This window comes from Acinetobacter lwoffii, assembly GCF_022809915.1.
GTDB lineage: Bacteria > Pseudomonadota > Gammaproteobacteria > Pseudomonadales > Moraxellaceae > Acinetobacter > Acinetobacter lwoffii_M.
In genome coordinates this window covers 1-14,852 of the sequence record NZ_JALGQY010000047.1, presented here as the reverse complement: position 1 = coordinate 14,852, position 14,852 = coordinate 1, and the positions used below count along the sequence as shown (strand labels likewise).

16 protein-coding genes and 2 pseudogenes are annotated in these 14,852 nt (G+C 39.5%); 5 read left to right on the top strand and 13 right to left on the bottom strand.

What is annotated here, in order from left to right; all coding sequences use genetic code 11:
• Positions 1-77 precede the first annotated feature (77 nt).
• Positions 78-794: a hypothetical protein gene (locus MTX11_RS15610; RefSeq protein ID WP_243475536.1), complete on the top strand. Its 717-nt coding sequence runs from the start codon at positions 78-80 to the stop codon at positions 792-794.
• Positions 795-861: 67 nt separating this feature from the next.
• On the opposite strand, the gene MTX11_RS15605 is transcribed toward MTX11_RS15610, so the two are convergent.
• The gene (locus MTX11_RS15605; RefSeq protein ID WP_243475535.1) at positions 862-3,336 is read right to left on the bottom strand and encodes a relaxase/mobilization nuclease domain-containing protein; all 2,475 of its coding nucleotides are present in this window, start codon (positions 3,334-3,336) and stop codon (positions 862-864) included.
• Positions 3,333-3,866, bottom strand: a complete 534-nt coding sequence (gene mobC / locus MTX11_RS15600) for a plasmid mobilization relaxosome protein MobC (protein WP_243475534.1) — start codon at positions 3,864-3,866, stop codon at positions 3,333-3,335. Before mobC ends, MTX11_RS15605 begins: the two co-directional genes overlap by 4 nt.
• A gap of 1,243 nt (positions 3,867-5,109) precedes the next feature.
• On the opposite strand from mobC, the gene MTX11_RS15595 reads away from it, so the two are divergent.
• A complete protein-coding gene (locus tag MTX11_RS15595; RefSeq protein WP_243475533.1) occupies positions 5,110-6,279 on the top strand; it encodes a tyrosine-type recombinase/integrase in 1,170 nt (389 codons plus the stop codon).
• 363 nt (positions 6,280-6,642) lie between these two features.
• On the opposite strand, the gene MTX11_RS15590 is transcribed toward MTX11_RS15595, so the two are convergent.
• Positions 6,643-7,635: a Fic family protein gene (locus MTX11_RS15590; protein ID WP_129716578.1), complete on the bottom strand. Its 993-nt coding sequence runs from the start codon at positions 7,633-7,635 to the stop codon at positions 6,643-6,645.
• A gap of 199 nt (positions 7,636-7,834) precedes the next feature.
• Between MTX11_RS15590 and MTX11_RS15585 the strand changes: the two genes are divergently transcribed.
• Together MTX11_RS15585 and MTX11_RS15580 are read left to right on the top strand one after the other, a co-directional pair.
• Positions 7,835-8,512 (top strand): cupin domain-containing protein, encoded by a 678-nt coding sequence (locus MTX11_RS15585; RefSeq protein WP_005262448.1) that lies wholly within the window; start codon positions 7,835-7,837, stop codon positions 8,510-8,512.
• A gap of 160 nt (positions 8,513-8,672) precedes the next feature.
• Positions 8,673-9,401, top strand: coding sequence for a Fic family protein (locus MTX11_RS15580; RefSeq protein WP_016659400.1), 729 nt, complete (start codon positions 8,673-8,675; stop codon positions 9,399-9,401).
• A gap of 99 nt (positions 9,402-9,500) precedes the next feature.
• Here the strand turns inward: MTX11_RS15580 and MTX11_RS15575 are convergent.
• The 8 genes and pseudogenes from MTX11_RS15575 to MTX11_RS15540 all read right to left on the bottom strand — a co-directional run.
• Positions 9,501-9,777: pseudogene (locus MTX11_RS15575) on the bottom strand (IS3 family transposase); the annotation flags it as partial.
• A gap of 95 nt (positions 9,778-9,872) precedes the next feature.
• A complete protein-coding gene (locus MTX11_RS15570; RefSeq protein WP_005247052.1) occupies positions 9,873-10,493 on the bottom strand; it encodes a class I SAM-dependent methyltransferase in 621 nt (206 codons plus the stop codon).
• A 29-nt stretch (positions 10,494-10,522) separates the two neighbouring features.
• A complete protein-coding gene (locus MTX11_RS15565; RefSeq protein WP_005247053.1) occupies positions 10,523-10,858 on the bottom strand; it encodes a carboxymuconolactone decarboxylase family protein in 336 nt (111 codons plus the stop codon).
• Between the two features lie 47 nt (positions 10,859-10,905).
• Positions 10,906-11,301, bottom strand: a complete 396-nt coding sequence (locus MTX11_RS15560; RefSeq protein WP_032051543.1) for a rhodanese-like domain-containing protein — start codon at positions 11,299-11,301, stop codon at positions 10,906-10,908.
• A 96-nt stretch (positions 11,302-11,397) separates the two neighbouring features.
• Positions 11,398-12,180, bottom strand: coding sequence for a sulfite exporter TauE/SafE family protein (locus MTX11_RS15555; protein ID WP_005247055.1), 783 nt, complete (start codon positions 12,178-12,180; stop codon positions 11,398-11,400).
• 68 nt (positions 12,181-12,248) lie between these two features.
• A complete protein-coding gene (locus MTX11_RS15550) occupies positions 12,249-13,121 on the bottom strand; it encodes an MBL fold metallo-hydrolase (protein ID WP_005247056.1) in 873 nt (290 codons plus the stop codon).
• 2 nt (positions 13,122-13,123) lie between these two features.
• Entirely contained in the window at positions 13,124-13,540 is a 417-nt protein-coding gene (locus tag MTX11_RS15545) for a DUF6691 family protein (RefSeq protein ID WP_005404969.1), read from the bottom strand.
• A 1-nt stretch (position 13,541) separates the two neighbouring features.
• Positions 13,542-13,958, bottom strand: a complete 417-nt coding sequence (locus tag MTX11_RS15540) for a YeeE/YedE family protein (protein WP_005247059.1) — start codon at positions 13,956-13,958, stop codon at positions 13,542-13,544.
• Positions 13,959-14,078: 120 nt separating this feature from the next.
• Between MTX11_RS15540 and MTX11_RS15535 the strand changes: the two genes are divergently transcribed.
• On the top strand, positions 14,079-14,387 hold the full coding sequence (locus MTX11_RS15535) for an ArsR/SmtB family transcription factor (RefSeq protein ID WP_005251415.1): 309 nt from the start codon (positions 14,079-14,081) through the stop codon (positions 14,385-14,387).
• Between the two features lie 155 nt (positions 14,388-14,542).
• Here MTX11_RS15535 and MTX11_RS16650 read toward each other — a convergent pair whose 3' ends face one another.
• A complete protein-coding gene (locus tag MTX11_RS16650; RefSeq protein ID WP_289844973.1) occupies positions 14,543-14,644 on the bottom strand; it encodes a YidH family protein in 102 nt (33 codons plus the stop codon).
• Between the two features lie 64 nt (positions 14,645-14,708).
• Positions 14,709-14,852, bottom strand: a pseudogene (locus MTX11_RS15530) (thiol:disulfide interchange protein DsbG); the annotation flags it as partial.

The following is a 14,852-nucleotide window of genomic DNA, read 5'->3' as shown; positions in this document are numbered from 1 at the left end:
CATTTACTTTGAAGGTCGATTAGATGATATAATTAAAATCTAGTCAAATTTACTGACACAGAATTTTGAACGCCCTCGTGCAAGGTGATTATCCTCTAATCGCCTCTCCTACGCTTGCAGTACAATACGGATTACCCTCTGCAATGTTCTTACAAAAACTACATTATTGTCTTCAAAGCAAAGATGCAATCTGCATTAAACAACAAAAATTCTTCTATCATACATATGAGAAGTGGGCTGAAACACTAGGTCTTTACAGTGTTTCGACGATCAAACGCATTGTCAGTAAATTAAAAAAAGCTGAAATCCTGATCGTAAAAAAACTCGCACAAAATAAGTGGCTTCAAACTAATTTCTATACGATTAACTACCGCAAATTAAGCAGTTTGTTAAAAGACTCTCAAAAGCCCGAACATATTGATCAATCAGATGTAAAGTTAGCCACAGCCGGATCACAAGACACAGAGGTCATTCCAAAGCCCCATGCAACCTCTAAGCTTTCTGTTACGCAACCTTTTGTTATTAAAAAAGCTAAAGTCGCTGCAACGGCAGGCTTAAGCCAACCTTTAAATCCTGTAGCTCCAGATTCTGCTTTAAATGCCATGTCTGCTGAAAAACGTGGCTTATACAAGCACCTATTACAATATAAAGTGGATATTCATCATGATGATGCTCGCCTCGATGAATGGATCAGTAAAAGAAATTATGTGATCCAAAAAGTCGCATATTTAAAAGATCAATTGGGGCATATGAAAATGCTTTGGCATACACCTGAGCAGCTTGGGCTTCCTTAATATTCAAAATAACCCCTAAAAAATTGGGAGCCTTTTAGCTCCCAATTTCATCATTTAATGTTCATTACTAAAAATTTGGTCCATCGTCTCTTTCAATATACGTACTATCAATATGATCCTTTTGAACATTCTTGAGACCAGTATCAAGCTGACTCATCATTTGAGCTTGCTCTACTGACTCTACACTCACATTTGTTTTATCCTGCACAATATGAGCTCTAAAATCTTGAACTAATTTAGCTACTTTTAACTGAGCATTTTGATAAAAGATTAGTGAAGATTGAGATAACGTATCTGATTTGATTTGATCTATATGCGTTTCAACAGTCATCGCAAACTGTTTCAATACTTCTAAATCACTTCCTATATAAACTTTATTATTGAGTTGTTGCTTAAGTGATTCTACGCATCGCTCAAGATGAAATTCATAACCATCAAGATACAAATCTGGATCATCGTTGATAGTGTCAGATGAAGTAAAATCTTGTAAAAAGACTTCTGCACAACCAGCCAGACGCTTAGTTTCCGTTAAATCCAGTTCCGTAAATGATTTCCCCACTTCGACTAAAACATCAGTGATTGTATGCTGTATCCTATTTTTAGCCGACCGCTGTTTTATTAGCTCTATTTCTTGTTTAAATCGTTGAACGTTTTCAATACGTTGCCTACGCTCAGTTCGCTGTCTTGCAATGTTGACCAGTCGATCGACTCCAATTGCTTCAGCCCTTTCAGATATGGTCTTAAAACGCCATCTATCTCGTCCTGTACGAGGGGCCTCAGATATGAGACTTTTAATAATATCTTGCAATGTGTTTCTAACTCTGACTTTAGTGTCTCTAAATATTCGATGAGCTCTTTCCATGAAACTTCTTTGTTGAGTTCTTCTTGATAAAGTTTGATGATCTTGTCTTGCTCGATTAACTTCGAATTCATATCTTTCAACTTCTTGCTCAAAAGCAAGTTTTCTTTCCTCGTAAGCTCTTGTTCTTGCTTCTGTTGCATCTCTGACTGCTTCAGTGAGTTGATATAACTCTGTTGTGCTGCAATCACCTGTTTGTGTTGATCGATTTCGTCTTTGAGTACGCTCACCAAGTTCTTCAATTCGCTGATCACAGTGTTCTGCTGTGCTAGTAATTGATTTTTCTGTGCTTGTAATGGTGTATCTCTCATACTTAACTCCTATCATTGATTTAGATGCTTGATAATTTAAAGAATGTTGGATTTGGTCAATTTCCCAAAAAATTTGCGGGGTCTTTGAAATTGAGTAGTTATTCGCCTCAACTGCTTTATTTGGCCCAAAATCTGTTTTTGGAGCTTTCAGTTCCACTTCACTGAGGTTTGGGCTAGAAGTTGATGGTGGCTCAGGAACAAATTTTTCACTTAGCTTAAACATGCCATTGATTTCATCAGACATACTCATTCCATCTGAGGTTGATAATAAGCTCTGACTTTGCTTGGTTTGCTCGACATCTCTCTTGTGAAGATCATAAGTTTGAGAAATATCTTCATGATTAATTTGATCTGAGGGAATCAACATTTTGATCATTGAATTTATATAAAGATCTTCATTTACTAAGTCATGATCTATGGCTCGATTTTTTGACTGTTTGGGCTGATAATATTTTTTGTTATAGTCAGCACGTTTTGCTCTAACACGATGCATTTCTTTGAAGCACTCATCCCTCTTCTTCAAGCACTCTTCATACGTCATGAGCTGTGGTTCGCTTGCAATATTATTTTGCAAAGCTCTTTTTTGCTTAAGTTGATAGTCTGAAAATGAAAAATCTGCTCCATAAAATTTTCCTTTGAGTCTATCTGTCGCACCTTCATGTTGAAGAGAAATATAGTTCGCACTTAGTCGAGTGATATTGCCTAACTGTTTTAAACATTCAACTAATTCATGACGATTATTGATTTTCCGCAACGTAATCTGTTGATGAATAAATTGATCAATCAATTCAACCCGCTCATCCTTTTTCCACTTTTGGTCTGTTTTTCCATCTAAATTTGCTTTGATATCTTCTACACTGTGTAAATGAACATGCTGATCAAGCCCATTCGAATCCAAACCTTTAACGTCATCAGGTCTAGACCAACTGTATTTATAGTTAAAGTAATCCCGTAGTGGATCAAAATAGTGTCGGTGCCCCGGCGGGGCAACATTAAATGATTTTCCAGTTCTCAGTTCAACGCGAGGTATTAATATATGTAAATGTCTTGAACCATCTTCCTCACTATGCATGACGACCGTCATGTGATACTGATCAAGCTCAAGCCCAGCCCCAATGTGCTGTTGAAATTCAGATACTACTTCACTGATATGCTCATCGGTCACGAGATCTTTCGGTGACCACGCAATCACAACAGATGTATAGCAATATTTAAAAGACACACTCTCTGCAAGCGCAGAAAAGGTAAATGGATCACCAGCTAAAATCTCTACATCAGCTCGCCTATCACCGTTATGATCTAGCTCACCAATCAAATATGAAACTGCCAGCTTCGGATCTCCAGTGCCGACCGGTAAAAATTTGATAATCATGATGTATACTCAACTTTTTCTATTGAGCCTTGTACTTTTGAACTGTTATACGCTACGCGTTTTTCTGAAATCGTATATTGAGGGATTTCAGGTAAATATTTATGAATCTGCAACTGAATATCTGCCAAAACATCAAGACAATCTATAAAAGAAAACTGCTGCATAACATCGGGTTGATACTTACAAATAATATTGAGCGAACGTGTAATCTGATTCACGTTGTGCCCAATACCTCCTAATTTTTTTAATAGCTGAGGATCAACCTCTGGAGCTGGACGACCAGTAATATTAAATTTTTCCCGTCTCCTCTGTCGAACTGGCAAATCGACATGACTATTGCTGACCTCCGTTTCAACAAAAGTCTCATTTTCACTACACAATATATCTAACCGATCTAATTCATTCTTAATTAAATAGTGCGTGAAATCAGTAAACGTAAATTTGTTCTTTACAAGATAGCTATCTAACCGTTTTGCATCCTCAACTGTAAAACGAAGTCGTTTCGTAATATCGCGTTTTGATTTTTTCATCATTCACCTCATATGAATTGAAGTTTGTTTGGGGTTCAGGGGGTCGCCCCTGACAAGTCCCTGTAGCCATAAAATTTCGAAGAAATTTTGTGGCTACAGGTAGGCTTGCTTAGTTCTTTCCAAAATTTGAAAGATTTTCCCTGCACACCCTTGATGATAAACAAATGCGAAAAAACAGATCTTCAACCGTCTTATTTCGTTGATTTTTTATTAAAAATGCTTTGAGTTAACTCAGAAAATCGAAGAATAAAAATAGATAAGATCGATACAAATTGAGCTGAATTGACTAAGTAATAGTTTTTAGGCCTAAAATATGATGACTAATTTTAGAGAATTACCCTTGCTTCATCTTCTATTCGTTAAAAGCATGAAAAAATCGATATTAAGGATAAAATAGCTCTAATAAAAAGCTCCTCAAACCCAATTGAAAAAATATAAATTATTGATTTTATAAATTTTAATTTATGTCATGTAACATCGATTTTTTTGCCGTGTAACGCACAAAATTTTGTCGTGTAACACTATTAAAAAAATGAAGAGATTGGATGAAACGGACAGTTTTTTGCTGTGTAACGTACAGTTTTGAACTGTGTCACATTTTTCAAAAGTCCCTAAATCTAGGTGAATAAATTATAGGTTTTACCTATTTATTAATAAGCTCTTAGCCGTCCGATAGACAACTGAACTTGGACTGATTTCTTGATCGGTTTTATGGCGAGTAATAGTGATGAGCTCATGCAATTAAAATAGTTAAGTGGATGATCAAGCTTCCGTCTAACAGAAATAAACATCTATCTGGTAGTTCAGATTAGCTTCAAAAAACATTCTCTAGAACATAGATACACCCTATCTACCAATTTCGTTCTTATGATAAGTCCGGCATATTTTTTAAAAATAAACCATTTTTTTGATGTTTTAGACCAATCGTAAATTCGATTTCAAAAAGCTGTTATCGTCACTACATCAACCATTATCTATGTCTTCTTTATAATTTATAAACGGGCATACATAACGCTTAAACTTCAGTTTAATGACAGCAACGTGATTTTATGGACAACGAAATTATAGAAGCACTGTTAGAATTTGGTCTCACTCCAATCGATTGGGTTGATGCCTCAGTTTTTGCAAAACTAACCGGTATCGAAGAGCAAAAGCTCACTCATCGACGAAAAAAATGGCCTGAAAATTTTGTTTGGACCAAACAAGATGGAAATATTTACTACTCACTAAGAGGTTATAACCAATGGTTGACAGAGCAAACTCAAAAGCGCTTCCAGCCGGAGTCAGAATCAGAGAAGGTTCGCTCGAAATCAATTTTACATCCAACAAGCAACGCTACTTCATCACGCTCCCGCATCCACCAACTGCGGAGGGGATCCGTACGGCCTCTCAAATTAGAAGTGACTTAAAGAAAAAAGCTAATTGGGGAATTTTAACTGAAAAGGATATTGCTGAAGCTAAAGGTATAGACATATCAGAAATCGAATCTGAAAACGATGAGCAAATCTTATTCCAAGATGTCGCTCAAAAGTTTTTAAAGTTTTCAGTTGCTAATAAGGACTCTAAAAATGGCTATCGCAAGATTTTAGAATGCCACTGGATGCCCTATTTTGCACTGACACCGATTAAACAAATCACAACTGAAGATATAGAAGAAGTCATCATCAATCGTGATTTTAAAACTGCCAAGACCTTTAACAATTGCGCAACTCCGTTAAGAGGGGTTTTAGAACTAGCTGTTAAACATAATATTATTTCTGAAAACCCAATGAATAAGATTAAAAATCGTAAAGTGCAAGTTGAAACACCAGATCCTTTTACACGTAAAGAAATGGAATCACTACTGAAGTGGCTAGATCAAAGTTTAGAATACGAAGATCGATTCTACCGTTGGTACTTTGAACTTGCTTTTTGGACTGGGTGTCGCCCATCTGAAATGATCGCACTCAGAGAGAGTGATATCGATTGGTTCAACGGTACTTTTAAAGTCACTAAAAGTCGTGTACGAGGTTTAGAGAAAAAAGTGACCAAGACTCATACCTCTAGAGAGGTATATTTAAATGAAAGGTCTAGCTTAGCCTTAAAGTCCCTGATCCAATTTAAGAAAGATCAAGGTTACACATCTGACTATCTAATGCTTTGTCCCCAAACCAAAGAACCGTTTTTTAACGAGAAGCCACCTAGAGAGCGTCTTGTCACCGCTATGAAAGCCTGTCAGATTCGCCATCGTCCAGCCTATAACGCAAGGCATACCTATGCGACGATGTTACTGATGGATGGTGTTAATCCAATGTTTGTAGCCGACCAGCTTGGACACAGCCTACAAATGCTGATTAAACGATATACAAAATGGCTACATGGGGATAAGAACAAACAGGAAATAGCAAAATTAACAGTGACAAGCACTGTGTAGAATTCACCAAACTCGAAAATTCTTGGAATGAAAATGTGGCAAAAGTGTGGGAAATAAAAAAGCCACTCAATTAAGCGGCTGATTTATAACAAGAATTTTGGTGGAGGTGGCGTCAATTGAACTCAAAACCTAACTCATTAATTTTAAAGCTCTTTTATTGAATAAAAAAATTCATTGACCCAATTTTGACCCAAATTAGATTTAGTGCATTGAATCACTTTAAAATATTGTTCAAATCCTGAATTCGGATTTGAAGTGGCGTACGGCATTATAGCAGCAAATTACACCTAGAAATAAATGTAATGTTATAACATTTCAATTAGCTCATTATTATATTAATAATCACATCAACTCCAGTACAGTTCAATTTTTTAATTTGTACTTTTGCTTAGGACTCTTAGGCTTATCAGGAAGGGTACGTTCAATCACACCTGCTTCTAATGCTGGAGTTAAATAATTTTTTTGGAATGTGGCTCGATGGGACAAGTCCAATAGAGCCATAAGCTCAGTTAAGCTATATTCTTTCTGCTCCATATTCTGGATGAGACGTTTAACTTGATCGCTAACTTGTACGCTAGCTTGAGCGGTATCTTGATCGCTGGCATCAGAACTAAGTATTGCATCTAGAATCATCTGCAAAATAAATTCAATAAAAGGTGCAGAATCTGAACGATCTGTGCTCGCTTGCAATGCATCGTAATAAGCTTTTTGGTTTTGATAAATCAAGCTTTCTACAGGGATGTTGAGAAAAATAGGATTCCACTGGCTTAAGATTAAAGTTTGCCATAAACGCCCCATCCGCCCATTGCCATCAGCAAATGGATGTATAAACTCAAATTCATAATGAAATACTGAACTCTGAATTAATGGGTGCTCATTACCTTCAGCCAACCACTGTAATAACTCTCTCATTAAACGCTGGACTTGATTTGCAGGCGGAGCCATATGCACGACTCGATCCCCTGACATCACACCAACACCGCCATGACGATACTGTCCAATTTCATCAATCAGTCCTGTCATCAATATTTGATGTGCTTTCAGCAAATGCGATTCTTGATCAGGATTCCAATCTTGAATTTCTTCATATGCCTTTAGGGCATTACGTACCTCTTGAACTTCTTTAGGTGGAGCGATAATGGTCTTGCCATTCAGGATCGCTGTGATTTGCTCTGTACTCAAGGTATTTCCTTCTATCGCTAAAGACCCTTGAATCGTTCGAATACGATTGGCTTTTCGCAATTTAAGGCTATCTTGGATTTGAGTTAATGCAGTCAAACGCCCTATTGATTCACTAATTTGTGCAATCAAGTGAATAATTTTAGAGGTGATCGTATAAGGCGGTTGATATTTCATGCCATTCCTCATTGATGTAAAAACAAAGCACAGTTGATTAAACTCTAAAATATTAATATTTCATAGCTTAGTGAGTAATATCTGCTATCAACATGCTTATCTTTTCTGAAACAGTGAGCTCACTAATCGCTATTTCTTTTAAAATAAACCTGTGCATTCTCGTTAAAATACGTAGGTTTCTTCATTACAGGACAACATTATGTTTATTCATGCCGACTTCTCACAACCCGTCATCATCAAGCCAGAGGATTACCATTGGGTAAAATCTCCAGGAGGTGAAGTCGATAGAATGATGCTTGATCGTATTGGCGATGAGAAAGCACGTGCAACTAGTCTTGTGAAATACGCACCAGAATCTGCCTTTCCTGAACATCAACATCCTTTGGGTGAAGAAGTCCTCATATTGTCAGGCATTTTTACCGAGAATGCTGAAGATGATTATCCGGCAGGCTGGTATTTACGTAACCCCCATCATTCAACTCATCGGGTTTCCAGTAAAGCAGGTTGTTTAATCTTTGTGAAACTGATGCAAATGACTGAACATGAGAGAGAACCAACCCGGATTAACACCAATGACTTAGCGAATTGGAAGCTTACCCAACGTCGGATGATATGCCCGCTATTTCAATCTGAACATGAGCAGACCTATTTAGAAAAGCTAGAACCTGATCAAATTTTCGTAGAGAAATCAGAACAAGGGATTGAATTGTTCATTATTAAAGGTCAATTATTTTGCGGCACTGAAATATATCCAGCAGGTTCGTGGGTCCGTCTTCCCCTCAATAGTGCTGCTAAATTTCAGGCAGGTCCATCAGGTGCAACGCTTTATGTCAAAACTAGTCATCTACAACATGCCATAGATGTATGGGTGAAATGAACAAGAATGTATCTTCGAAATAAGGCTGTCTTGTGTCTAGAATACTGGAAGCCTTCCAATTACTACTTTTATAATCAATAAAATGTAATGATATATCACTACATTTCTGATATTTCTTTTTTCATGTATTATCGACTAAGACAAATTCAGGGATAAGGTAATGTTTGAAACTATTGATGATTTAAAGAAAAAATTAGATCAACATCGCCCTCTTTCTCTATCAATTGTAAAAAATTTACAAGAAGATCTTATTGTCCGTTGGACCTATCATTCAAATGCAATTGAAGGTAATACCCTCACCCTGCTAGAAACAAAAGTAGTACTCGAAGGAATTACTGTTGGTGGAAAGGCATTAAGAGAACACTTCGAAGCGATCAACCATAGAAATGCAATTTACTATGTTGAAGATATCATTCGGAAAGAGGAGCCTTTTTCTGAGTGGCAAATTCGTAATATCCATCAGCTTATCTTAAAGAATATTGATGATAATGCTGGACGTTATCGTCAGCAAAACGTTCTGATATCAGGTGCTACGTCTACCCCGCCTGATTACACATTATTAAATGACAAGATGGCTCAACTGATCGATTGGTATAACAGCGACGCACATAAACTCCATCCAATTGAACGTGCAGCCAAAGTACATGCTGATTTTGTTGGCATTCATCCATTCATTGATGGCAATGGTCGCACATCACGTCTTTTAATGAACCTAGAATTACTTAAAGCTGGTTATCCACCTTGTGTGATTACTGTAGAAAATCGCTTAGCTTACTATGAAGCGCTTGATCAGTGGATGGCTTATGGGAAAACTGAAGCTTTTATTCAATTAGTTTCCGAGGCTGTATTAGAGGGTTTTAAACCGTATCAGGTGGTTTTAGGGATTTAAAATAAAAGATCAGCTTGTACGATATTATCAATTAGAACAATAAACTGTGGGTAATCCTATAGCTTGGACTGTTCCCAGTATCCTAGACATGAAGTAGCTTCATTTTGAAGCTATCTCAAATGCTTCTGGACTCATTCCATCGAGATGCGAATGACGCCTACCGATGGTAAAATATCTCGATATAATCAAACACATCCGCACGGGCCATTTCTCATGTTTTATAAATCCTCTTTTTAATTCTTTCCTTCTTTAAACTACTATAAAAGGATTCAGCAACAGCATTATCCCAACAGTTGCCTCTGCGACTCATACTCAGAACCAAATTATGCTTCTGACAGAATCTTTGCCAGTCTCCACTGCTGTATTGTGGGCCTTGAAGGTAGGCTCGATGATATAATAATTAAACTCTAGCCAATTTGGCTGACACAGAATTTTTGAACGCCCTCTCACATTTAACAATTCACTTATTCTCTACTTCCTCACTTGTATCGCAAATTGAATAACATGGCATTTACCACAATGTAATTTTCCCTCATGCCTTTCTTGTTCGCCCACATAAAAATGATGGAGATGGTCCTGCCCAAATACGTCCAGAATGGATCGAGGATCGTATAAATATTCGATATTTTTAGGCCCCCCGGTTTGGTAGTTGATCTGCTCCTTGGAATACAGCTCACCGATAAACCATCCACCGTTTAGCAAAGATTCTCTTATGCCTGCTAAAATCTGTTTTTGCGTTTGTGTATCGAAATGACCAAATACACAAATCACGTTTTGATAACGCTCGGACGGCCATTTCGCTGCTGTTAAATCCACATTTTTGAGTTCGAGCTTTATCCCTGTGGCTTCGGCCTTGCTAGACAGATGCTTCAAGGCAACATCGGAATAATCCCAGACTTCTGCCGAAAAAGAATAATTATGCTGTCTTGCCTGCTCAGCCAGGTACAGGATATTCCTTCCTTCTCCTTCAGCAATTGCCAGTGTTTTACCTTCTATCCGGATTTTTTCCGTAACCTCCTGGATAAACAGGTTTGCTGCTGTGCCGTACAGGTCCTGCGTCTGGGCATACAATTCATTCCAGTGCTGACTCATTTCATCCCTCCATTTACTTGACTATCCAATCAGCCGGAAAATTCTTTAAAGGCATCCAGTGCATTTGCGGCATACATCAATGAAGGTCCACCGCCCATATATACCGCAACGCCCAGAACTTCCTCCAGCTCCTGCAGGGTCATGCCCATTTTGACCAGGGTTCTGACATGAAAGCCGATACAACCATCACAACGTGATGCGACACCAATCGCCAAGGCAATCAGCTCCTTGGTTTTAGGATCAATCACACCATCACGCATTGCGGTCTGGGACAACTGATTGAAACTTTTCATTAAATCAGGTGAATCTTGAGTTAAGGTTCTTAAACTGCCTGAAATGTTCTGGGTTAATTCTTTGTATTTCATCACTGCTTCTCACATTCAACAATACGGTTGTTCACCTATTCAACGGCTTATTTTTCTACCGGATAGCCCTGCTCTAGCCAGGCCTGATAACCACCCTGAACTGACTTGACCTGGGTAAAACCCATGTTTTGTAAGGTATCGGTTGCCAATGCGGAACGTCCACCCGTACCACAGATCAAATAGATCGGCTGATCTTTAAGGTGTTCCAGTGCCTGCTGGGTATCGCAATGATGACTGGCTAAAGGATGCTGGTGAATTCTCATTTCCAAAACACCACGCGGATAATTCACCGCCCGGTCTATGGCTGCCGCCTGAAACTCATCCGGTTCCCGAACATCAATCAGAATGGTTTTATGGTTTTGCATCGCTTCAAACAGTTCAGCTACACTTACTTCCTGAATCTGGCTTTTCGCATTCAGAATCAATTGCTCTGCAGTTTTCATCATTTTCATTCTTCCTCGGCTATTAAAATTATATTTTGTATAAACGATGCTCAGGTCGATTAAAAGCGCTTGAGTTAAAGTTCCCAACCGGCTGTTTTAGCCCATGAGCGCTGAATAGATTAAATACATCGCCACCCCAACCACGGTAGTGGCAAATATTTTCTGTACCTTGTTACTGTCAATCCGCTGCATCAGACTGCGTCCAATTAACATCCCGACAATACAGGCCAGGACAAAGGTCAGCGTAACCGAAACAGGATATTGAAAGCCATCCAGCACGTGTGCAGAAATACTGACCCCACCAATCAGGAAAATAATCATCAGGGAAGTCGCAACGATACTGCGCATATCAAGGTCGGTGAATTTACGCAGGGCTGGAACAATGACAAAACCCCCACCCACGCCAAGCAGACCGGTTAATAAACCTGCCACAACACCAATACCTGCCAGGAAAGAGGCCGTTTTGACATTCCAGATCAGACGACCGGTCGATTGATTGACCTTGCACGGTGCATTGCCATGATCGGTCACTTTATTAAAGAAGATTCGATAAGCCACGATCAGCATGACCAGACTGAAAGCCAGCGTCAGCCAGACCGGAGAAACGATATCGGCCAGATGCACGCCATAACGCGCTGTAGGAATACTGATCAGTGCGATCCAGAGCGCAGCGCGATAACGCACAATACGCTTGAATAAACCCTCGAACGTTCCGACCAAGGCCGACAGCGTGACTGCCAACAAACCTACCGGTGCAGCCTGTGCCACAGTCCAACCCTGACTCGCCATCAGTGCCGGTACAGCCAGAATTCCGCCACCAGCACCGGTTAGACCCAGCAAGCCACCAATCGCCAATCCTTCCAGTATTAATGCCCACATCGCTCTCTCCCTTATCCACAAAAATGATTCAATAAAAGTTGAACTTTTTGTTGAATCACGACACAAGCTTATTTGAAGTAGTTAAGAGGAAGCTTGAGGTAAGAAACACCATTGGCTTCAGGCTCAGGAAACTGCCCTGCTTTCATATTGATCTGAATTGCCGGTAGAATCAGCTTAGGCATATTGAGTCCTGAATCCCGCTGGTTGCGCATCTGAGCAAATTCAGCTTTACTGATTCCCTGATGAATATGAATATTCTGTGTCTTTTGTGTCTGTATATCAGATTCACACACATAGGATTCACGTGTTTCAGGCAAATAGTCATGACATAAAAAGACCCGCGTATCTTCTGGCAACTGAAACAGGCTTTGTACCGAATCATAAAGCTGTTCTGCGCTGCCTCGCGGGAAGTCACAACGTGCTGTACCATAATCTGGCATAAACAGGGTATCACCCACAAAAACCGCATCACCAATCACATAACTCAGACAAGCAGGCGTATGTCCCGGTGTTGGAATGTTATAAGCCTTCAAGGTTCCGATTTGGAACGACTCATGATCTTTAAATAAATAATCAAAGAGCTGCTGAGCATTCCATTGTTTAATATCCAGATGATAAATCGCGCCAAAAGTTTCCTGAACAATACCAATTTTCTGGCTCATGGCGATCTTGCCACCTAACTCAGCTTTGAGATATTGTGCTGCAGTTAAATGGTCAGCATGGACATGGGTTTCGAGAATCCACTCGACCGTTAAACCCTGCTCTTTAATATAGGCAATAATTTTATCGGCATGAATAGTGGATGTACTTGCTGATGCCGGATCATAATCCAAAACGCTATCAATAATGGCGCAGGCTTTGGTCGCAGGATCACGTACAACATAACTGAAGGTATTGGTATCTTCGTGAAAAAAATCTTTTACTATAGGTAAGTTTGACATCGTTAAGCTCCTGACCATTTACGGTGAATCCATACACCCACCAGCATTGCTACAATAAAATAGAGCACTTGATAGTGGCCCAAACCGATCAAGGTGAAACTTGGTGCCGGACAGATGCCTGCAATGCCCCAACCTGCACCAAATAAAACCGCACCCGTGATCAGTTTTTTATCTATCTGATTATTTTTAGGTAAATCAATAGGTTCATTAAATACTGTTTTTGGTTGCGCCGTACGTAATGCTTTCTGGAAGGGAATAAAGGCCACCGCAATCGCGCCCATCATGACAAAGGCCAGACTGGCATCCCAGTCGCCAAACAGATCCAGGAAATCGAGTACTTTTTCCGGATTGGACATGCCCGATACCATCAATCCCACAGAGAACAGCGCACCAAATAAAAAGGCAAACACATTTTTCATTTTAGAATGCTCCTGTGATATGACGGATAATATAAACAGCGACAAAACCTGCAAACATGAAAGTCATGGTCGCGATGATAGAACGCTTAGACAGGCGACTGATGCCACAAATTCCGTGACCACTGGTACAGCCCGAACCCAGACGTGTCCCAAAGCCCACCAGCAGACCTGCCACAATCATCATCAGTGGGCTAGCATTCAATTCGATTTCAGGTTGTACAAACAGACCATAAATAAACGGTGTGAGGACTAAGCCTAATAAAAACCAGATTGCAGGTGTTTTAAACATGGTTTTTGAGTTTAAGACTTGCCCAATCAAACCACTGATCCCTGCAATACGGCCATTGACGTAAAGATAGCCAACTACAGAAAGCCCGAGCATTAAGCCGCCAATAAATGCGATGAGGAAGTCATGCATGATGAATTAATCCCTATACAATATACTTTTTTATATTATATAATAAAAAATATTAATCAAGCAGTTTTATGGTAAATTATGTAAACTGCACGGGCTACATCAAAAGTTGTGAGGACATTTATGGATATGATTGCTGAAAATGCCAAAATTGATTTTTCTCAAGTCGATTTCGTCAGCCAATGCCTAAAAGTTTTAGCCAATCCTGATCGTCTGAAAATCTTATGTGTTCTGGTCGACGGGGAAATGAATGTTCAGGAAATTGAAGAATCCACTGACATTCATCAACCTACACTTTCACAACAACTGACTGTGCTACGTAAGGCCGACATGGTCAGCACCCGACGTGAGGGTAAACAGATTTTCTATCGTCTGAGTGATCCCAAGGTCTTGAGCCTGATGCAAAAACTGTACGAGCTGTATTGCGCCTAGCCCTCCTCTTAATGCAACCAAAAAGAATAACCTTCAATAAATTCCGGCGATCGCAGTGATGCCATCCCCCGTCGATATTGCAGGATCGAGGCGATATTGACCAACAAACCGAATACAATCACCATAATTCCCATCCACTGTGCATAGGCTATTTTTTATGCATAATGTTCATGATCGACCAGTTGTACTAACAGGTTGGATTTTTCAATCACAAAACCCAATGCAATTAATGCCAGACCACTCCGGTTCCATGCCAGAGCGGTTCATTCCAAAGCAAACAGTACCCGTGGATGATCCAAAGTTGACATATCTCATCCAATCTTATTGTTCAAAAATTTCCTTGAAGTCCATCGCCAGGCCTTGAGTCGATTTAAATTCACCCTGATTGTTTTTCCAGGCCATCGACGGTGTGGAGAAAAAGCCGTATTTCCCCATTAGGGCCTGGTTGGCATCAATTTTTGCAGC